Raw genomic sequence first — 19,221 nt, 5'->3', positions numbered from 1 at the left:
TTAAGGAATAGTCAATGGACATTATTCTTGGTGTAGTGATGTTTACTCTGATCGTACTTGCGCTAGTACTAGTGATTCTTTTCGCTAAGTCTAAGCTTGTACCAACAGGTGACATTACAATTTCTGTGAACGATGACCCTTCACTGGCGATCGTTACACAACCAGGTGGTAAGCTACTATCTGCGTTAGCTGGTGCTGGCGTATTCGTATCTTCTGCTTGTGGTGGCGGTGGCTCATGTGGTCAGTGTCGCGTAAAAGTTAAATCAGGTGGTGGCGACATCCTACCTACCGAGCTTGACCATATTACTAAAGGTGAAGCACGTGAAGGTGAGCGTCTAGCGTGTCAAGTTGCAATGAAAACTGACATGGACATCGAGCTTCCTGAAGAAATCTTCGGCGTTAAGAAGTGGGAATGTTCAGTTATCTCTAACGATAACAAAGCAACATTCATCAAAGAGCTTAAGCTACAAATCCCAGATGGCGAATCAGTACCTTTCCGTGCTGGTGGTTACATCCAGATTGAAGCGCCAGCTCACCACGTTAAATACGCTGACTTCGATGTACCTGAAGAGTACCGTGGTGATTGGGATAAATTTAACCTGTTCCGCTACGAGTCTAAGGTAAACGAAGAAACGATCCGTGCGTACTCTATGGCTAACTACCCAGAAGAACACGGTATCATCATGCTTAACGTTCGTATCGCGACTCCGCCGCCGAACAACCCAGACGTACCACCTGGTATCATGTCATCGTTCATCTGGTCTCTAAAAGAAGGTGACAAGTGTACGATTTCTGGTCCATTCGGTGAGTTCTTCGCGAAAGACACTGACGCTGAAATGGTATTCGTTGGTGGTGGTGCAGGTATGGCTCCAATGCGTTCTCATATCTTCGACCAGCTAAAACGTCTGCACTCTAAGCGTAAGATGTCATTCTGGTATGGTGCACGTTCTAAGCGTGAAATGTTCTACGTAGAAGACTTTGATGGCCTAGCGGCTGACAACGATAACTTCGTATGGCACTGTGCTCTGTCTGACCCTATGCCAGAAGATAACTGGGATGGTTACACAGGCTTCATTCACAATGTTCTTTACGAGAACTACTTACGTGATCACGAAGCACCAGAAGATTGTGAATACTACATGTGTGGTCCACCTATGATGAACGCTGCTGTAATAGGCATGCTAAAAGATCTAGGTGTAGAGGATGAAAACATCCTACTAGATGACTTCGGTGGTTAATCCCTCTAAGTGATTGAATCTATGGCTAGCTCTCTAAGAGCTAGCCATTCTTTTTTGTAAAATACAAAATGATATTCAACAGTTGCTATAGGAAATCGGTTTATCTCAAGAGAACCCATTTTCCATATCAATTTAACAACAATAGGAGTAAACAAGTGAGTAAATGGCTTGTTGCATTCGCTTCTCTATTGGTTTTAGCTGGCTGTGACCAACCAGCAGATCAAATTCACCTAAGTGGCCCAACAATGGGTACGACTTATAACATCAAATACATCGAGCAAGATGGTTTACCAAAACCAGATTTCTTGCAGGCAGAGATTGATCGCTTACTTGAAGAAGTGAACGATCAAATGTCGACATACCGTGAAGATTCAGAGCTGAGTCGATTTAATCAGCATCAAACCAGTGAACCGTTTGAAGTCTCGCCACAAACCGCTACGGTAGTGAAAGAAGCGATTCGTCTTAACGGTCTTACTTTAGGTGCACTTGATGTAACGGTAGGACCATTGGTTAATCTTTGGGGGTTTGGCCCTGAAGCGCGCCCTGATGTGGTGCCTTCAGATGAAGAACTGGCAGCACGCAAAGCGAATACTGGCATTCATCATCTTTCCGTTGAAGGTAACAAGATGTCAAAAGACATCCCGAACCTATACGTGGACCTATCGACTATTGCGAAAGGTTGGGGGGTGGATGTAGTAGCCGATTACTTGCACTCTCAAGGCATTCACAACTATATGGTGGAAGTTGGTGGTGAGATGCGCTTGAAAGGCCTTAACCGCGAAGGTGTGCCATGGCGCATCGCGATTGAAAAGCCAACTGTTGATGAGCGCTCAATCCAAGAAATTATTGAGCCTGGTGATATGGCAATTGCAACAAGCGGTGACTATCGTAATTACTTTGAGAGCAATGGTGTGCGATACTCTCATATCATCAATCCTCAAACAGGCAAACCTATTCATCATAAGGTAGTGTCTGTAACGGTACTGGATAAGTCGTCGATGACAGCTGATGGCCTTGCTACTGGTATTATGGTGCTAGGTGAAGACAAAGGCATGGAAATCGCGAATGAAAATAACATCCCAGTTTTCATGATTGTGAAAACGGACGATGGTTTTAAAGAACTGGCTTCGGAAGCATACAAGCCGTTCATGAAGAAATAACAACTTAGTGAGCATGTCCCAATGAGTACATTTCTAATTACTTTTGCTGTCTTTGTTGCGGTGATTGCCGCGATGGCAGTTGGCTACATCTTCCAGAAGAAGGTAGTGAAAGGCAGTTGTGGTGGTCTTGGTGCGGTAGGCATCGAGAAGGTATGTAACTGTCCTGAACCATGTGATGCACGTAAAAAGCGTGAAGCTCGTGAAGCACTACGTGCTGAAAAACTTGCTGCATGGGAAAAAGATCGCATTGCTTAATATGTGAATCCTAGACAGAAAAACCCAGCTTCGCGCTGGGTTTTATTTTTTCTGAGCAGTGAATGTTCGTTACTGGTAAATGGTCTGATTTCGGCCATTCCCTTTTGCTTGATACAGCCGGTCGTCCGCTACCTTAATCTGTTGGTCAAGGTTGCCGTCGATGTTTGATACTCCAACGCTAATCGTTACTTGAATACTCTCGTCCTGATAAGGTACGGGTGTTTTCTCTACACGTTGACGCATTTGTTCCAGTCGATTGACGAATTCATCATAACTGCCACAAGATTGTATACAGAACTCTTCACCACCAAAGCGTGCAATCACGTCTTCTGGGAAATAGATCTTCAGGATATTCGCTACCATCACCAAGGCTGCATCCCCGCCGTCATGCCCGTAATTATCATTCACCTTTTTGAAGAAATCGATATCTAGCATCGCGATGTTGCGCTGTTCACATCCGCAACAAGCTTGACCAAATAAAAATCGACGATTCCATAAGCCAGTTAATGAATCTTGGTTGGCCATCCGGAACAATTCGGTAGTCGCTTCTTTCATGTCTAAGATTTGATGGACACGACAGAAAAATTCCTCTTGGTTGAAGGGTTTATATAAAAAGTCGTTAGCGCCAGCCTTCAGAAAGCGTGCGGTCATGGTGTGGTCGTCACTGCCAGAGATGCCTAGGATAGCCAGTTGGTTTTTATCCAGCTTTTGGCGCAGTTCTCGGATCATAGTGATGCCGTCTTTTACCGGCATATCATGATCTGTCAAAACCAAGGTGATGTCGGGATTTTGCTCGATGAGCTCAATAGCTTTTTGTCCATTTTCGGCTTGAAGCGTTTGAATATATTGATGTTCTAATAGCTGAACAACATGGTGACGAACGGTCATCGAATCATCAACAACTAAACATTTGTGGTGCTGGTTATTGGTCAAGCGCTTAAGCAATGGCAGAAGATAAGAGACAGATGCCATGCTGTCTTTCAGGATGTAGTCCAATACACCTTTTGCCAACATTTGCTCTCGAATATCTTCCTGAAACATGGCTGTCAGCACAATGACCTTATGTTTACAAGCAAGGAGGAGGTCGATGATCTCTCCATCCTGTGCGTCCGGCAAACAATAGTCGAGAACGGCACATAATAAGTCATGTTCATTCATCAAAAAGGATTTAGCTTCTTCAAAACTCTCTACGGCAAGCACTTCATAACCAGCTTGGCTTAAGATTTGATGCAAATAATTTCTGAAGGCGCGACTGTCTTCGACAACCAGTATTTTCTTACTCAAAGAAGTGTCCCTACTTTTAGTGTTACTTGCATCAATAATAACGAAATGTGAATACAGTGCTATCAATAATTCAGATTATTGACTCCAGATAACACTATTTTCAAAGCGGCTATTTATGGCTATACTGTTTTTTTAAACAGTATTTGTTTTGTGTGTAGATCGTGCTTGAAAGAATAAGAAAAATAATTCACGTTGATATGGATTGTTTCTATGCTGCCGTTGAGATGCGCGATAACCCAAATTATCGGGGAGTCGCCCTTGCGGTTGGTGGGCATGAAAAGCAGAGAGGCGTTATCAGCACGTGCAATTACGAAGCACGTAAGTTTGGTGTACGCAGTGCAATGCCAACCGCAAGAGCATTACAACTATGTCCGAACCTCCTTGTGGTTCCGGGGCGCATGCACGTGTATAAACAAGTTTCTCAGCAGATTCGTGCCATCTTTGAGCGTTACACGCAAATCATCGAGCCTCTCTCTTTAGACGAAGCTTATCTCGATGTCACGGACTCATCAGCATGTCGAGGCTCTGCAACTTTAATTGCCGAATCGATTCGCCACGATATACATGTTGAACTGGGATTGACCGCATCAGCGGGCATCGCACCGATTAAGTTTCTTGCCAAAGTAGCCTCTGACATGAATAAGCCAAACGGTCAGTTTGTGATCCCGCCGGATAAAGTTCAGGAGGTGGTGGACAAACTTCCACTCGAAAAAATTCCTGGAGTAGGCAAAGTCAGTTTGGAGAAACTTCATCAAGCTGGGTTCTACTTATGTGAAGATATTAAAAACAGTGACTATCGTGAACTGCTGCGTCAGTTCGGGCGTCAAGGTGCTTCGTTATGGAAACGCAGTCACGGTATTGACGATCGTGAAGTAGTGGTAGAGCGTGAACGTAAATCAGTTGGTGTTGAGCGTACGTTTAGCGAGAACATCTCGACTTACGATGAATGCTGGAAAGTAATAGAAGAAAAACTCTACCCAGAATTAGAAAAACGGCTAGAGAAAGCCAATCCAGATAAATCGATCATCAAGCAAGGCATCAAGCTCAAGTTTGCTGACTTTCAGCTTACGACGATTGAGCACATTCATCCCCAGTTGGAACTAGAGGATTTCAAGGTGCTGCTGCGTGATATTCTTAAGCGCCAAAATGGTCGAGAAATTCGTTTACTGGGCTTGAGTGTGATGCTCAAGCCCGAAGCACAAGCTCGTCAATTGAGCTTTTTCTAGGATCGAGCGATTTCCACTTGTTTCAATACTTGCTCGAAAGAGACATTCGCCATTGCTCCATAACCTTGCAGTTTGCTCGCTTTTAACTGAGTGATAAGTGGCGTACTAATGCCACATAAAAAGCGAGAAACCGCTGCATTACTGACGGCGGTAGGTGATAGTTGGATGAATTCGTTAATCCATGCTGATAGGTGAGTGAGTTCAGGTATTTCATTTTGAGAGCTTGGAAACGTAGCGACGTGCCCGCGACATACTGAGCAGTGACCACATTGCGTCGGTGCATTGTGATCAGCGAAGTAATGGGCCAGTTGATGACTCAAGCAATCGTCAGATTGGAATAAATTCAGCATGGTATGGATACGTTCAATATCCTTGCGTTCTTTGGATTGAAATAATTCAACCAAATGCTGAGCGAGTCCGTCTTGGCTTTGAGTTTCTGGAAGGACAGAATACACATCTGTTAGTTGTTTGCTTTCCAGCTCAATCCAGCCGTTTTGATGGAAGTAATCCAAAGCCGCAACCACTCGACTTCTCTCCGATTGGTAATGCATCCACAGCGCTTCCAAATCAACCTGACACCAAACTTTGGCCCTTGTCGAACAGGTAAAAATAGCCTCAATAAACTGGCGACGTTCACCGTGAAATTGGTTGAGAATGAATTGCTGATCTTGCAAAAACTTGAAGCGATATTCAGCAAAATAACTGTATTTTGCGGTAATAACTTGGGCGAGTTCCAAATAAACTAGCAGTGTCTTTAATGGCAATTGACGAATGTTACTGTCTCGAGATAAACGCAAAGCCATTACTTCCCATTGAGGAGCATGCTCGCGAATTTGCTCCAACACATAATGAATTGAGCTCGGTTCTGGGGTATCACCAAACACAAAGTTTTCTAGGACGGTTAAGCCCGAAGTATTCCCAAGTAAAATGCATTCTGAACGCTCGCCATCACGCCCTGCACGTCCAATTTCTTGCGCGTAGTTCTCGATTGACTTAGGTAAGTCAAAGTGAATTACTCGGCGAATGTCGGATTTATCGACTCCCATACCAAACGCGATGGTCGCGACAATGCAGTCAATTTGTGACGCCATAAATTGATGTTGAATCTGTTCGCGGATTTCGCTTTTCATGCCAGCGTGGTAAGCATGTGCATTGACGCCTAAATGGATCAAAGACTTTGCCACTTGCTCGGCGGTTTGCTGCTGTGTCACGTAGACGATGGTCGGAAGTTTTGGTGCAGCCGTAATAAGATCGCCAAGTTGAGTGGGCTTATTCGCTTCTTCACAAGGAATAACGGAGATATCAAGGTTAGGGCGATAAAAGCCAGTCACTGTAATGTGTTCACTCGCGATATTGAACTTCTTCTGCATATCTTCAATAACCGCAGGGGTTGCAGTGGCGGTTAACAATAGAGATTGTTTGATGTTGAGGTCTTGCTGATATTGCGGAAGTTTGAGGTAATCAGGGCGGAAGTTGTGGCCCCATTCAGAGATACAGTGCGCTTCATCGACCACCATTAAAGAGATAGGAATTTGACGAATAAACTCTCGAAAGCGCTCGTTCTTCAAGCGTTCAACCGAGATCATCAAGATTTTAATCTTGCCACTTTTTACGCCCGCCATTACTTGTTGAGTTTCTTCGCGACTTTGGCTGCTGTCCACTGATGCTGCAGGAATCCCTCGACTTTGTAAAAAGCTTAATTGGTCTTTCATTAAAGCCAAAAGCGGCGAGATCACTAACGTTAGATTGGGTAGCAAAGTCGCGGGCAGTTGGTAACAAAGTGATTTACCTGAGCCAGTCGGAAATATTGCGGCAGCGGAATGACCACTCATCACAGCTTCAATGACGGGTTGCTGTCCTGATCGTAAAGAATCAAAACCAAACACAGACTGAAGTGTTTGCTGAAGTGGGTCACTTTGCATAATAGGGAAACCTCTATTTGATGGTAAACTGTCGCAGAAAACGATTCTTTAAATTACCACATTCTAAATGCTTAATGCGCGCCCTAAAAGTATGAACAAAGCTGACTTAGTCCAAATTATCATTCAACACTTAGAAGAGAAGCTGCAAGTTGCTCACGCCTCTACACAACGAGCAATTGACGCCGCGACAGATGAAGAAACTGTCCCTGAGCATAAATACGATACACTAGCACTTGAGGCATCTTATCTTGCGCATGGACAGGCCATGCGCGTGCAAGAAAGTGAAGAAGAGCTTCGCCAGTACCGCACTCTTGTGTTGCGTGATTTTGTCGATGCTCGTATCGCGGTTGGTGCTTATATTGAATTAGTGGACGAAAATGATATCGAAAAAGCTTTCTTTATAGGGCCTTGCTCTGGCGGATTGACTGTCGAATGGCAAGGCAAAGAGGTGTTTGTTCTTACGCCGAAATCCCCCCTTGGTCGTGCTTTGATGGGGAAAGAAGAAGGGGAGGAAGTGGAGATGAAAATTGGCGATAAAACAACTTGTTATGAAGTCGTGACGATTTGCTGACATCCCACCCATAGGTGGCTGTTATAGTTAAACAGGATAACCATGAAAAAGAGAAAGTAATGAAGAAACTGCTCACGCTCTCCTTGTTGACTATCAGTGCCAGTGGCTACGCAGCTCAGTGTCGCGTTGATATTAACAACGAAGTTCGTATGGATGGTCAGAACTTAGAAATCGTACATGCCAATGGTGAAAAAGCGGTCGTCGATGAAGACAATAACTTGTTCATCAAAGGTGAAATGATCGAGCTAGACGATGATCAAAAAGCGGCAATTGAAAGTTACCGCGAGAAGATGAATGCTTATATTCCGCAAGCGAAACAGCTGGCGAGTGATGGCTTAGCCCTAGCAAATGACATCATCGATGATATCGCAGTAAGCCTTGATGCGCCTGATTCGTTTGATAACGTTAAGGTTGCGGTAAAGGATTTCTTTGCCGATGTAGAAGCCCGTTACTACAAAGACGGTGATTTTATTCTGCCTGCTGACAGTTTTGACTCGATGACAGAATCATGGTCACAAGACTTCGAAAAGGCACAAGAAATCTTTAACAAAGAATTCCTAACCAGCGCATTTGACGCTTTGTCTGCCAAGATGAAAGAAGACGGTGGTTTGAACTTGACTGCGCTGTCTGAAAGCATGACGGAACTGCAAGCCAAGGTACAAGAACGCTTAGCTGAGCATTCGAAAGACGTCGAAAAACAAGCGGAAGATTTGTGTGAATCACTGGATGATATGGCAGGTGAAGAGCAAGATCTGCTGAAGAAGATCCCAGCGTTAAAAGATTACCAAGTCTTCACGATTTAATTCGCGAAACACAAATAACAAAGAGCGCCTGTTATCGGCGCTCTTTTTACATGGGTACTATTCAGTATCTATACGAGTTATTCCGCATTCATCTGAGTTAACTTATCGCCCACTGGTTTCGAGAAGTTAAAGCCATCGTGTTCATCCCAATTGATTGACCATGTCATCACACCAGCGTAGTTCGGGTAGTTGAATGCTGGTTTCACTGTGCCACATGAAGTGCCTTTGGTTAAGCAATCTAATGCGTCTAGGATGTTCTGTGTTGGCGCCTGACCTGAGTTAGCTGAACTTGGACCCGATGGTAAGCCAATCGCGACTTGGTCATCACGCAGTGGTTCAAACATGGTACCGTCTGCCAATTCAAAACCTTCAATCAGCATCTTAGACTGCGCCACCATCATATCCACAGAACCTTCTGGTGCGGAGCCAGACATGTAAGGGTTTGGCAGGCCGCCGTTGTTGTATAGCTGAACGTGTAGTAGGTCGAGCGTGCTGCGTGTTTCGTTAATCACAGGAATGTACGCTCCCCAAATACCGCTATAAGCAATGTAGCCACCTTGTACGTAAGGGTGCTCAGGTGCCATGGTTAGGTACATATCGCCGCCCATGTTCTGCTCGATTTGCAACAACGCACCACCTAAACGAGCTTGGATTTGCGAACCATGCAGCAGGTTAGAACCACTTTCTAAATCCACATCCAAGCCATCGAAGCCCCATTCGGCAATCAATGCGGTCAGGCTCGATACGAAGTTTGCTTCATCTTGGTCTGTGTTGAGCGTGATTGTACCTTCTGCGCCACCAAGAGACAGAACAAACTTCTTACCTTTAGCTTGCAGAGCGGCCATGTCTTGCCTGAATTGAGTTGGGTCTAGCGCAGGACAATCACTATAGATGTCACCAGAGTACAGGTTGAAGTGCACGGTACCATCGCTGTTACGGTCGTTTTCTGCAAAGGCAATATCAATCACATCCCATGCATCAGACATGTCAGCGAGGCGGATAGGACAGCCTGCACCGTTCACGAAGTTGTGCCAGTAGCCAATCAACTTATGACGTTTCTCAGTTTGTTCAACAACGGTAATCGATGCCGCATCAGAAAGCGCTGTTGTACCTGCAAGGTCGGTGGCTTGAGCACTTACCGTAAAGCTACCAATCGCGGCAGGTGTCCAGTTCGCCGAGTAAGGTGCCGTCGTGTCGGTTGCGACAATTGCACCGTTCACCATAAAGTCGACGTGTTTCACGGCAGAGGTTAGTGAGGTTGCATCTGCGCTTAGAACGAGATTCTTACCTAAACCGACGGTTTGACCTGCACTCGGTGACGTCAATGAAATCACCAAATCTTGGTCACTCACAGTCACGTTAACGACAGACTCGGAGGTATTGTTATCGTTGTCTGTGGCAACGGCTTTTAGTTGATTGGTACCAATCAGCGTTGCACTCCACAAGACTGAGTATGGTGCTTGAGCAACCACACCTAAACTGGTGCCATTGGCGAAGAACTCCACTTGAGTCACGTTACCGTCTGCATCGCTGGCATCCGCCGAGACTTCAACATTGTCGCCAGCGAGTAATACTTGGCCTTCGCTTGGTGCGGTGATAGCGACTTGAGGCGGTGTCGAACAGGCACCTAGCCCAGTCCATGCATCCTGCCAGTACAAACCTTCACCTGGCTCATAAGCCCACGCTGCATCAGAAGAACACCAGCCTGCAACATCACAGCGATATTTCTGGTTGAGATTAGAGACGAGTGCACCTGCTTCATAGCGGTTACCTGCCACATAAGGCACGGCGTCTGCACAACCGCCAGAACTAGAGTCGCTGACGACGAGCGAGACTTTTTGGCTCATGGTTGACAGGTTCGAATCATCGGTTGCTTGCGCTTTGAAGGTATGAGTACCGACTGCCGCCGTCCAGACATATTCATATGGAGCCGCAGTATCGACAGCCACGGATTGGTTGTTTACGAAGAACTCAACTTGGGTGACTAAACCATCGCTGTCTGCTGCATCGGCCGTTACCGAAATAGTGTCACCTACACTTGGTGTGTCTGTACCTGTTGGGCTCGTTAGAGAAACGGTTGGAGGTGGCAATTCGGTTTGTGGTTGAACGAAGATAGAGACATTTGTAGTGGTTACCGCACCTTCGTTGTCGGTGGCGATTGCCGTTAACTGAGATACACCCTCTACTGCTGTCCAGTTAGCTTGGAAAGGGGCTTGGCTTACCATTGCAACAGTTTGATTCCCAGCAAGGAACTCTACTTGAGCCACTTGCCCATCTTCATCAGCAGCATTGGCTAATAGCGTTATTACGCTGCCTTCTGGTATCTGTGCGTTATCGGTTGGAGAAGAGAATGAGACTGTTGGAGGTAGGTTTGTACCGCCATCATCACATTGCCCAAGGCCTTTCCAAGCTTCCCATGGTCCCGAGTTGTTTACCGGATTATTGCCTTGGGTCCAATAGGCCGCTTCATAAGCTGCGCCTTGGGTCCGTACTTGATCGCCAGAGTTATAAACGGTGGTACCATCCCATGCTGATAAATTTTGGCAGTTATAAGCTTGAGCTTGGTAGCTGACACTGAGTGCCGCGATGACCGCACCATGCAGTAGCGTGACCTTCATTTTTCTCTCCTTGAGTTACAAGATGTTCTGTTGAACTAATTAGATAACTAGTTGATAAATAGACATCAGGAGAGAAATTCGAAGCGTTATGTTTCACTTTTCAACACGAAATCACGTTGAACTATTCGTACTTTACAACTCGGCTCATTATTTTTCGGCTCACTTCACGCTGATTTATAAATTCATCAAAAAGACAAAAAACGATACTTGGCGAATATGAGATGTACGTGGAAATTTACAAACTGAATGTCTGCTAATTGATCTGATTGTCGAGTAATTAACCTAATGACTCTTGTTGAGTAGAATATATTGCTATACTGTACTAGTCAGCTAGTTCATTGATATTTTGTGTGAGTGGTATGACACAACAAACTTCTTCTCAGCCTCGTGAGCATTTTGGCTCACGCCTTGGATTCATCTTAGCGGCAGCAGGTGCTGCAGTGGGTCTAGGTAACATTTGGGGCTTTCCTACCCAAGCAGCAAGTAACGGCGGTGGTGCCTTCTTGTTGGTGTACTTGGTGATGATTCTTATCGTTGCATTCCCAATGCTGGTGGTTGAAATGGCGATCGGTCGTCATGGTCAAGCAAACCCAGTAGACAGTATGCGTTCTCTAACAAACAACCCTGTGGGCAAGAAGCTTGGCGGCTTAGTTGGTTGGATTGGCCTGAGTGTGCCAAGTGCGGTTTTGGCGTTTTACTCGATTGTAGGCGGCTGGTTGATCTGCTTTATGTTGGGTGCAGTGACTGACATCATGGGCATGGAAGCGGCGACACAATGGTTGAAAGGCTTCAGCGTTGAACGCAACTTGTTCGGTACGATTACATTTTATGTATTAACCATTTTGATCGTACAAGGCGGCGTGAAGCAGGGCATTGAGAAGTGGTCGACACGTTTAATGCCAGCACTGTTTGTTCTGTTCGGTTTGCTGTTCATCTACATCATGACGCAAAACGGTGCGATGGAAGGTTTGAAGCACTACCTAGTGCCTGATTTCGAGAAAGTATGGGATCGCAAACTTATCCTTGCCGCAATGGGCCAAGGCTTCTTCTCACTGACCATCGGTGGCTGTTCGATGCTTATCTATGGCTCTTACCTAAGTAAGAAAGAGAACCTGCCGAAGATGGCGATGAACGTGACTATGGTCGATACCGCAGTTGCCTTTATTGCTGGTCTAGTGGTGATGCCAGCAATGTTCGTTGCGATGCAAAAAGGCGTTCAAATCTATGCAGAAGATGGTTCGCTATTAAGTTCAGATACATTGGTATTTACAGTTCTACCGCTGATGTTTGATAGCTTAGGTTTGCTTGGCCAACTGTTCTCAATCGTGTTCTTCTTACTGCTGACGATTGCAGCACTGACGTCATCTATCTCGATGCTTGAATGTCCGGTTGCTCTGGTTGGTGAGCGATTCAACACTAAACGCAGCACGACAAGCTGGGTATTGGGTGGCCTGATTGCGCTGTTCAGTGTGGTTATCGTATTTAACTTCGGTGCACTATTTGGCATGGTTGCGACTATCGCGACGCAATACTTACAACCGATGGCAGCACTGTTGTTCTGTCTGTTTGGTGGTTGGGTATGGAATCGTCACTCGAAAATCAAAGAGCTTGAACAAGGTTGTCCTGAGTTCACCCAAGGTTGGTTTGGTAAGTTGTGGCCTGCATACGTGAAGTTTGTTTGTCCGATTCTCGTGGCGACTGTTATCTGGGCTTCGTTCGGCTAATAAGCTGACTCAAAACATAAAAGAAAAGGGCTTGATGAATGCATCAAGCCCTTTTTTCTATTCGTGTTTTTGCTATCCGTCTCGGCTCACGATTAACGGAACTGACCTGCATCAGGTAAGAAATCGAAACCTGCCGTCGCCAGCTTTGCTTCAAGCGCAGCACGGTCGATATCAAAAAATACGACCAACTTATCCAGATCACCGGCAAAGTCGTCACGCAGCTTCATATTGACGATGCTCATTAACATGATTGGATCCATGGACTCAAAATTTGCCAGATTCATTACTTATCCTCAAAATCTGAAATCAGCAGGTTTGCTGCTGCAAACGCGGCTTTTTCACGAGCTTCTTTTGGTAGGGATTCGTCGGCAGCGATGTCGTTTAACGCTTTTACTGCACACGAGATCGCTTGAGGAATGTAGCCTTGATCGCCACTACCGATTTGAGCGTAAAGCTCACGAACTAATTCACAACAGCCGTATACTTGCATGGCTAAATCCTTAAGAAATGATAACTGCTCTCAAATATACACATAGCCGTTTTGAAACTCAAAGCAGAGAATTGTTTTGGCTCAAGTTAACACGCAACTTGAGCAAACATTCATCACTGTAATTGTGCTTCTAACTGATAAGTGACCTCTGGAGAAAGGTTGAGTTGCTTCGCAAGCTCCTGCAAATACGTTTTCTCCATAAAGTTTTGCTCATCGGCCACAATCAACGACGCCAGATAAATTTCTGATGCCTGTTGTGGCGACGTTGCTAAGCGCGCGATTTCTGCTGGATCGAGCGGCTTGTGCAGTTCTTGATGAACCAACTGTCTTACATGATCATCTGCGCCCATTTCTGTCAGTGCTTGTTCGATGCGAGCCATTTCTTGTTCATCGACGTGGCCATCGGCTTTGGCTGCACCAATCATGGCTTTAAGGATCAGTTTTGCATGTTTGTTGTCATCAGGATCGAAGCTTTCGTTGACGCCCTGTGTGTCCTGCTTCGCTTGCCAATCATTGTAGACTTTGTAAGCCAGAGCACCTAATGCCGCTGCGCCACCGACTTTGAGTGCGCCTGTACCGACTTTCTTGGCCATCTTTTTGCTCTTTTTAGAGCCCATTAACATGCCGATAAGACCGCCACCAATCGCGCCGGCACCAAGTGTTTTCAGTTGGCTAGAGCTTGATGAGGATTTGATATTGCTGGTTTGTTTACCAATCGCATCGGTACCTTGCTTGATTAGGTCTGATTTGAGCGCCTGGTTAAGAAGACTTTTTAGATCCATGAATGAGCTCCTTACTAGATTGAATCCAGTGTAAGGTGATGAGTCTGAACCAAAGATTAACAGCCCCAATATTAGATAGGGCCAAAAGGCTTAAAAAACAGACGTAAAAAAGGGCTGACCGAAGCCAACCCTTTTTATCACTCTGTATTCAGCACAATGTGCTTATTGCAGCTTATTGCAGCTTATTGCAGTTGAGCTTTAATGTGTTCAACGATGTCTGCCATAGCAATCGCTGTTTTCTCACCAGAGCGGCGGTTCTTGTACTCGAAGTTGCCTTCTTTCATTGAACGATCACCGATCACGATAGTGTGAGGAATGCCGATAAGTTCCATATCAGAGAACATCACGCCTGGGCGCTCTTTACGGTCATCGAATAGTACTTCGATACCCATAGCCGTCAGTTCAGCGTACAGCTTCTCAGCCGCTTCTTTCACTTCTTCAGACTTGTGCATGTTCATTGGCACGATAGCCACTTGGAAAGGCGCTAGTGCGTCTGGCCAAATGATGCCGTATTTGTCGTGGTTTTGCTCGATTGCAGAAGCAACAACACGAGATACACCGATACCGTAACAACCCATTTCTAGGATAACGTTTTTACCGTCAGGACCAAGAACGCCACAGTTCATCGCTTGAGAGTAAACATTACCTAGTTGGAAGATGTGACCAACTTCGATACCACGTTTAAGCATTAGCGTGCCTTGACCACATGGGCTTGGATCTCCTTCTACTACGTTACGTAGATCTTCAACTTGGCCTAATTCAACGTCACGGCCCCAGTTGATACCGAAGTAGTGTTTGCCGTCGATATTTGCACCTGCGCCGAAGTCGCTCATTACAGCAACTGAGCGGTCAACGATGAATGGCAGTTCAAGACCAACAGGGCCTAGAGAACCAGCGCCAGCACCTATCAGTGCACGCATTTCCTCTTCTGATGCCATCTCTAATGGAGAAGCAACTTGAGGTAGGTTTTCTGCTTTCACTTCGTTTAGCTCGTGGTCACCACGAACGATAAGAGCAATGATGTCAGCATCTACTTCATCAGACGCTTTCACGAATAGAGTTTTCACTGTCTTCTCAATCGCTAGACCGTGTTGCTCTACAAGCTCCGCGATTGTTTTCGCGTTTGGCGTATCAACCAACGTCATCTCTTGAGTTGGCTCAGCGCGCTCACCTGCAGGTGCTGCCGCTTCTGCTTTTTCGATGTTCGCTGCGTAATCAGACTCAGTAGAGAATGCGATTAGGTCTTCGCCGCTTTCAGCAAGTACGTGGAACTCTTGAGAACCACTACCACCGATAGCGCCAGAGTCAGCAAGTACTGGACGGTACTCAAGACCCATGCGATCGAATGCTTTACAGTAAGCGTCGTGCATCGCTTGGTAAGATTTCTCTAGACCTTCTTTGTCGATGTCGAAGCTGTATGCATCCATCATGCAGAATTCACGTGCACGCATTACGCCGAAACGTGGACGACGTTCATCACGGAATTTAGTCTGGATTTGGTACAGGTTTAGCGGAAGCTGTTTGTAAGAGCTCACTTCGTTACGCACAAGGCTAGTGATCACTTCTTCAGCTGTAGGGCTAAGAACAAACGGACGAGTATGACGGTCAGTAAAGCGAAGTAGCTCAGGACCCATCTTCTCAGAACGACCTGTCTCTTCCCATAGTTCAAACGGCTGAACAACGGGCATCAAAGTTTCGACTGCACCTGCATTGTCGATTTCTTGACGAACGATGTTTTCGACTTTACGCAGCACACGTAGACCAGTAGGCAGCCAGGTGTATAGACCTGAAGCCAGCTTACGGATCATACCCGCGCGTAGCATGAGCTGGTGGCTCACTACTTCTGCGTCGTTTGGAGTCTCCTTCAGAGTAGAAAGAAGATAATTACTGGTACGCATTAAATTTATCCGTTTATTAAAGTTAGATACTCAAGCCAGAATGGACAGGAGCATGAGGTCCCACAAAGGGAAAATTGTTAGCCGCTTATAATATCAGCCAAATGCCTTTGTCAAAAGCTTTCAATCGCAGTAACTGTTATTAAGTTATCGCTAACCGTGAACTTAACGTTCAGATCGAACAAATTTACCGCATATTCCTTACTGTCAGGCTTGTTTTTCTTGTAAGCCGGACGAGGATCTTGTGCCAGAACTTGCTCGATCACTGTTTTGACATACTCAGTATCGCTACGCTTTTTGAGTGCCGCCAGTGCAGCTGAAGAAAAGCCGATCTGAGATGTTTCGGGTTCTTCTTCTGCGTAACCACCTTGTGCCTCTGCAATAGAATCTGAGTAGGGGATGTATGGTTTGATATCAACAATTGGCGTGCCATCGACCAAGTCTACGTTACCAAGATCCAAATAGATCTGATCGCCTTTCTTGCTAATACCTTTAACTTCTACCGCTGACATACCAATGCCATTCGGGCGAAAAGTCGAACGTGACGCAAAGACGCCAACACGTTCATTGCCTCCTAAACGAGGCGGGCGCACGGTGGGTTTCCATCCTGCTTCTAAGTTCTGATCAAACAAAAACAGTAGCCATACATGAGAAAACTGCTCTAAACCACGAAGGGCTTCTGGACTATTTGCTGCGCCTTGAAGTTTGACACGTGAATGCGCCGCAGGCACCAAGCGAGGTTGTCGAGGGACCGCAAACTTCTCTTTATATGGGCTTTCAATTACGCCAATAGGCTCAATGGAATACATGAATATGGTGTCTTATACATGGAAGATGAAAACTAAAGTACCACAAAATTCCGCTTGCTTTTTTGTTGAGAATGATTCCTAATTGTTATATTATAACAATTCTTCAAGAGGGAAATTTTAATATGAAACCAGGCATTCACCCTGAATACCGTCCTGTAGTATTTCATGACACCAGCGTAGACGAATACTTTGTTGTTGGTTCGACACTACAGACTGATCGCACCATTGAATGGAAAGACGGCAAGACTTACCCATATTTCACACTGGATGTGTCATCTGCCTCTCACCCGTTTTACACAGGCAAGCAACGTGTCGTACAAGCTGAAGGTCGTATTGCGAACTTCAATCGCCGCTTTGGTCAATTCAATAAAGATAAGGAGTAAAAAATGAAGGTTGTTAAGTCATTAAAGAGCGCAAAAAGCCGTCACCCAGATTGTCAGATCGTAAAAAGAAGAGGGCGTTTATACGTTATTTGCAAAACGAACCCACGCTTTAAGGCGGTGCAGAAATAACCATAAATATTGTGTCGATTTATGGGATGCTGTGACTTATAATTCTGATTTATGATCTGTATGTGGGTGATATAACTATATTTTTATCGATAATAGGTCATAAATCCGCCTTTGAGTTACATTCTGTAACGTTTTGAACTTTCACTTAACCCTTGTGTCGAGTACCCTGCGCAAGCTTTATGACATTTTTGTCACAAATGCGCAGGAATAAATACAAGGAGGGAACAGATGAGTTCATCTGCTTCAATGAAACAAAACTCACCAAAGAAGCCGCTGTTCACGCGTTTTCTAGATACAGTTGAATATTTGGGGAACCTTTTACCCCACCCAATCACACTTTTCGCCATTTTCTGTCTTGCAATCCTAGTTATGTCGGGTATCGCTGGTTACTTTGAAGTTTCCGTTGTCGATCCGCGCCCAGAGGGTGCGCCTGGCCGTGCTGCTGATGGTATGATTCAAGTCGTAAGCTTGCTAAATGCTGAAGGCTTACAGCTGATTGTTACAAATCTAGTGAAAAACTTTGTTGGCTTCGCACCGTTAGGTACCGTCTTGGTTGCGATGCTTGGTGTTGCCATTGCAGAACATTCTGGTCTACTTTCTGCTGCAATGCGTGGCCTAGTAATGGGCGCCTCTCAGCGCATGGTTACTGTAACCGTTGTTTTCGCTGGTATCATTTCAAACACGGCTTCTGAGCTTGGTTACGTGGTACTGATTCCACTGGCAGCAATGTTGTTCCACTCATTAGGTCGTCACCCACTAGCTGGTCTTGCCGCTGCATTTGCTGGTGTATCGGGCGGCTACTCTGCAAACCTACTTATCGGTACGGTTGATCCACTGCTATCAGGCATCACTGAAACAGCAGCACAGATGATTGACCCAACTTACTCTGTTGGTCCAGAAGTAAACTGGTACTTCATGTTTGTTTCTACCTTCTTCATCGCGATTACCGGTGCATTTGTTACTGAGAAAATCGTTGAACCAAAACTTGGTAAATATAATGACGAAGAAGCGGCTGAAGACTTGTCTCAAGACAAGATGGGCGGTCTAACTGACGTAGAGAAAAAAGGCCTTAAGCTTGCGGGTATCGCAGTATTGGCAGTGTCTGCACTACTAGCATGGACTATTGTTCCTGCTGATGGTGTTCTACGTTCTGACGCTGGCACAGTAGCGGGCTCTCCATTCTTGAAGAGTATCGTCGCGTTTATCTTTGTTTTCTTCGCGGTACCGGGTTTTGTGTATGGTCGCGTAGTTGGCACGATGAAGAATGACCGTGATGTCATTGATGCCATGTCGAAGTCAATGTCTTCAATGGGCATGTACATCGTACTGGTATTCTTCGCGGCGCAATTTGTTGCTTTCTTTAAGTGGACGAATTTTGGCCAAGTGTTTGCAGTAGCAGGCGCAAGCTTCCTACAAGAAATTGGTCTAACTGGTCCAATGCTGTTCTTCGCCTTCATCCTAATGTGTGGCTTCATCAACTTGATGATTGGTTCAGCATCAGCACAGTGGGCAGTAACAGCACCAATCTTTGTACCAATGTTAATGCTAGTCGGTTACGCTCCTGAAACCATTCAAGCGGCTTACCGTATCGGTGACTCAACGACGAACATCATCACACCAATGATGAGCTACTTCGGTCTTATCCTTGCGGTAGCAACGCGCTACATGAAGAATCTAGGTATCGGTACGCTGATCGCGACCATGTTGCCTTACTCGATTGTCTTCCTTGTTGGTTGGAGTGTACTGTTCTACCTGTGGGTATTCGTATTCGGTCTACCAGTAGGTCCAGGTGCAGCGACATACTACACGCCTTAATAGGCAACCTCACTCAGCTCAATCAAAGCCTGCGTTTATCGCCTGTCTCTTATACACAAATCCCCAAGCTTGTAGCTTGGGTATTTTTTTTGAACTCTTTCACGTGTGTGTGATCTG

18 protein-coding genes are annotated in these 19,221 nt (G+C 45.6%); 10 read left to right on the top strand and 8 right to left on the bottom strand.

The features are described 5' to 3' along the window. The first annotated feature begins 14 nt into the window (after positions 1-14). From nqrF to nqrM, 3 genes are all read left to right on the top strand, one after another. Positions 15-1,238, top strand: a complete 1,224-nt coding sequence (nqrF, locus tag OQJ86_RS14000; protein WP_038864647.1) for an NADH:ubiquinone reductase (Na(+)-transporting) subunit F — start codon at positions 15-17, stop codon at positions 1,236-1,238. Between the two features lie 155 nt (positions 1,239-1,393). Then, the gene (locus OQJ86_RS13995) at positions 1,394-2,398 is read left to right on the top strand and encodes an FAD:protein FMN transferase (protein ID WP_265988132.1); all 1,005 of its coding nucleotides are present in this window, start codon (positions 1,394-1,396) and stop codon (positions 2,396-2,398) included. A gap of 21 nt (positions 2,399-2,419) precedes the next feature. Continuing rightward, positions 2,420-2,653 carry a (Na+)-NQR maturation NqrM gene (gene nqrM, locus OQJ86_RS13990; RefSeq protein ID WP_005427386.1) on the top strand — a complete coding sequence of 78 codons (234 nt, stop codon included), beginning with the start codon at positions 2,420-2,422 and terminating at the stop codon, positions 2,651-2,653. Positions 2,654-2,722: 69 nt separating this feature from the next. Here the strand turns inward: nqrM and OQJ86_RS13985 are convergent, their stop codons facing one another. Beyond that, positions 2,723-3,937: a diguanylate cyclase gene (locus OQJ86_RS13985; RefSeq protein WP_038864651.1), complete on the bottom strand. Its 1,215-nt coding sequence runs from the start codon at positions 3,935-3,937 to the stop codon at positions 2,723-2,725. 197 nt (positions 3,938-4,134) lie between these two features. On the opposite strand from OQJ86_RS13985, the gene dinB reads away from it, so the two are divergent. Further along, entirely contained in the window at positions 4,135-5,163 is a 1,029-nt protein-coding gene (gene dinB, locus OQJ86_RS13980) for a DNA polymerase IV (protein WP_042603798.1), read from the top strand. On the opposite strand, the gene OQJ86_RS13975 is transcribed toward dinB, so the two are convergent. Continuing rightward, complete coding sequence (locus OQJ86_RS13975) at positions 5,160-7,085, bottom strand: RecQ family ATP-dependent DNA helicase (RefSeq protein ID WP_038864655.1); 1,926 nt, start codon at positions 7,083-7,085, stop codon at positions 5,160-5,162. The two genes, dinB and OQJ86_RS13975, sit on opposite strands and share 4 nt — an antisense overlap. Positions 7,086-7,176: 91 nt before the next feature. Here OQJ86_RS13975 and OQJ86_RS13970 point away from each other — a divergent pair, with 91 nt between their 5' ends. Both OQJ86_RS13970 and OQJ86_RS13965 read left to right on the top strand, forming a co-directional pair. Continuing rightward, positions 7,177-7,656: a GreA/GreB family elongation factor gene (locus OQJ86_RS13970; protein WP_038879246.1), complete on the top strand. Its 480-nt coding sequence runs from the start codon at positions 7,177-7,179 to the stop codon at positions 7,654-7,656. A 59-nt stretch (positions 7,657-7,715) separates the two neighbouring features. Continuing rightward, the gene (locus OQJ86_RS13965; protein WP_038864657.1) at positions 7,716-8,459 is read left to right on the top strand and encodes a YggN family protein; all 744 of its coding nucleotides are present in this window, start codon (positions 7,716-7,718) and stop codon (positions 8,457-8,459) included. Positions 8,460-8,536: 77 nt separating this feature from the next. Here the strand turns inward: OQJ86_RS13965 and OQJ86_RS13960 are convergent, their stop codons facing one another. Next, the gene (locus OQJ86_RS13960) at positions 8,537-11,077 is read right to left on the bottom strand and encodes an Ig-like domain-containing protein (protein ID WP_265988128.1); all 2,541 of its coding nucleotides are present in this window, start codon (positions 11,075-11,077) and stop codon (positions 8,537-8,539) included. Between the two features lie 359 nt (positions 11,078-11,436). Between OQJ86_RS13960 and OQJ86_RS13955 the strand changes: the two genes are divergently transcribed. Next, the gene (locus OQJ86_RS13955) at positions 11,437-12,801 is read left to right on the top strand and encodes a sodium-dependent transporter (protein ID WP_265988127.1); all 1,365 of its coding nucleotides are present in this window, start codon (positions 11,437-11,439) and stop codon (positions 12,799-12,801) included. 92 nt (positions 12,802-12,893) lie between these two features. Here OQJ86_RS13955 and OQJ86_RS13950 read toward each other — a convergent pair whose 3' ends face one another. From OQJ86_RS13950 to tsaA, 5 genes are all read right to left on the bottom strand, one after another. Continuing rightward, positions 12,894-13,085, bottom strand: a complete 192-nt coding sequence (locus OQJ86_RS13950) for a DUF4250 domain-containing protein (protein WP_038864663.1) — start codon at positions 13,083-13,085, stop codon at positions 12,894-12,896. Beyond that, a complete protein-coding gene (locus OQJ86_RS13945; RefSeq protein WP_038864665.1) occupies positions 13,085-13,291 on the bottom strand; it encodes a YaeP family protein in 207 nt (68 codons plus the stop codon). Before OQJ86_RS13945 ends, OQJ86_RS13950 begins: the two co-directional genes overlap by 1 nt. A 113-nt stretch (positions 13,292-13,404) precedes the next feature. After that, positions 13,405-14,073, bottom strand: coding sequence for a tellurite resistance TerB family protein (locus tag OQJ86_RS13940; RefSeq protein WP_038879127.1), 669 nt, complete (start codon positions 14,071-14,073; stop codon positions 13,405-13,407). A 182-nt stretch (positions 14,074-14,255) separates the two neighbouring features. After that, complete coding sequence (locus OQJ86_RS13935) at positions 14,256-15,971, bottom strand: proline--tRNA ligase (RefSeq protein WP_063344108.1); 1,716 nt, start codon at positions 15,969-15,971, stop codon at positions 14,256-14,258. A gap of 110 nt (positions 15,972-16,081) precedes the next feature. Beyond that, positions 16,082-16,777, bottom strand: coding sequence for a tRNA (N6-threonylcarbamoyladenosine(37)-N6)-methyltransferase TrmO (gene tsaA / locus OQJ86_RS13930; protein ID WP_038864671.1), 696 nt, complete (start codon positions 16,775-16,777; stop codon positions 16,082-16,084). A gap of 122 nt (positions 16,778-16,899) precedes the next feature. On the opposite strand from tsaA, the gene OQJ86_RS13925 reads away from it, so the two are divergent. The 3 genes from OQJ86_RS13925 (at position 16,900) to OQJ86_RS13915 (ending at position 19,104) form a co-directional block, all read left to right on the top strand. Next, entirely contained in the window at positions 16,900-17,160 is a 261-nt protein-coding gene (locus OQJ86_RS13925) for a type B 50S ribosomal protein L31 (protein WP_038864672.1), read from the top strand. A gap of 3 nt (positions 17,161-17,163) precedes the next feature. Beyond that, complete coding sequence (gene ykgO / locus OQJ86_RS13920; protein WP_005380299.1) at positions 17,164-17,289, top strand: type B 50S ribosomal protein L36; 126 nt, start codon at positions 17,164-17,166, stop codon at positions 17,287-17,289. A 228-nt stretch (positions 17,290-17,517) separates the two neighbouring features. Continuing rightward, positions 17,518-19,104, top strand: coding sequence for an AbgT family transporter (locus OQJ86_RS13915; RefSeq protein ID WP_038864674.1), 1,587 nt, complete (start codon positions 17,518-17,520; stop codon positions 19,102-19,104). Positions 19,105-19,221: the final 117 nt, after the last annotated feature.

The organism is Vibrio sp. Sgm 5 (genome assembly GCF_026241575.1).
In the GTDB taxonomy this organism is placed as follows: Bacteria; Pseudomonadota; Gammaproteobacteria; order Enterobacterales; family Vibrionaceae; genus Vibrio; species Vibrio jasicida.
This window is presented reverse-complemented; position numbering and strand designations above follow the sequence as displayed.

Bases quoted from the DNA above. Each gene is read 5' to 3' on its own strand.
- OQJ86_RS13925 (WP_038864672.1), top strand. From the start codon at position 16,900: ATGAAACCAGGCATTCACCCTGAATACCGTCCTGTAGTATTTCATGAC.
- OQJ86_RS13960 (WP_265988128.1), bottom strand. From the start codon at position 11,077: ATGAAGGTCACGCTACTGCATGGTGCGGTCATCGCGGCACTCAGTGTC.
- ykgO (WP_005380299.1), top strand. From the start codon at position 17,164: ATGAAGGTTGTTAAGTCATTAAAGAGCGCAAAAAGCCGTCACCCAGAT.
- OQJ86_RS13915 (WP_038864674.1), top strand. From the start codon at position 17,518: ATGAGTTCATCTGCTTCAATGAAACAAAACTCACCAAAGAAGCCGCTG.
- nqrM (WP_005427386.1), top strand. From the start codon at position 2,420: ATGAGTACATTTCTAATTACTTTTGCTGTCTTTGTTGCGGTGATTGCC.
- OQJ86_RS13950 (WP_038864663.1), bottom strand. From the start codon at position 13,085: ATGAATCTGGCAAATTTTGAGTCCATGGATCCAATCATGTTAATGAGC.
- OQJ86_RS13955 (WP_265988127.1), top strand. From the start codon at position 11,437: ATGACACAACAAACTTCTTCTCAGCCTCGTGAGCATTTTGGCTCACGC.
- OQJ86_RS13945 (WP_038864665.1), bottom strand. From the start codon at position 13,291: ATGCAAGTATACGGCTGTTGTGAATTAGTTCGTGAGCTTTACGCTCAA.
- OQJ86_RS13935 (WP_063344108.1), bottom strand. From the start codon at position 15,971: ATGCGTACCAGTAATTATCTTCTTTCTACTCTGAAGGAGACTCCAAAC.
- dinB (WP_042603798.1), top strand. From the start codon at position 4,135: ATGGATTGTTTCTATGCTGCCGTTGAGATGCGCGATAACCCAAATTAT.
- OQJ86_RS13975 (WP_038864655.1), bottom strand. From the start codon at position 7,085: ATGCAAAGTGACCCACTTCAGCAAACACTTCAGTCTGTGTTTGGTTTT.
- OQJ86_RS13940 (WP_038879127.1), bottom strand. From the start codon at position 14,073: ATGGATCTAAAAAGTCTTCTTAACCAGGCGCTCAAATCAGACCTAATC.
- nqrF (WP_038864647.1), top strand. From the start codon at position 15: ATGGACATTATTCTTGGTGTAGTGATGTTTACTCTGATCGTACTTGCG.
- OQJ86_RS13970 (WP_038879246.1), top strand. From the start codon at position 7,177: ATGAACAAAGCTGACTTAGTCCAAATTATCATTCAACACTTAGAAGAG.
- tsaA (WP_038864671.1), bottom strand. From the start codon at position 16,777: ATGTATTCCATTGAGCCTATTGGCGTAATTGAAAGCCCATATAAAGAG.
- OQJ86_RS13965 (WP_038864657.1), top strand. From the start codon at position 7,716: ATGAAGAAACTGCTCACGCTCTCCTTGTTGACTATCAGTGCCAGTGGC.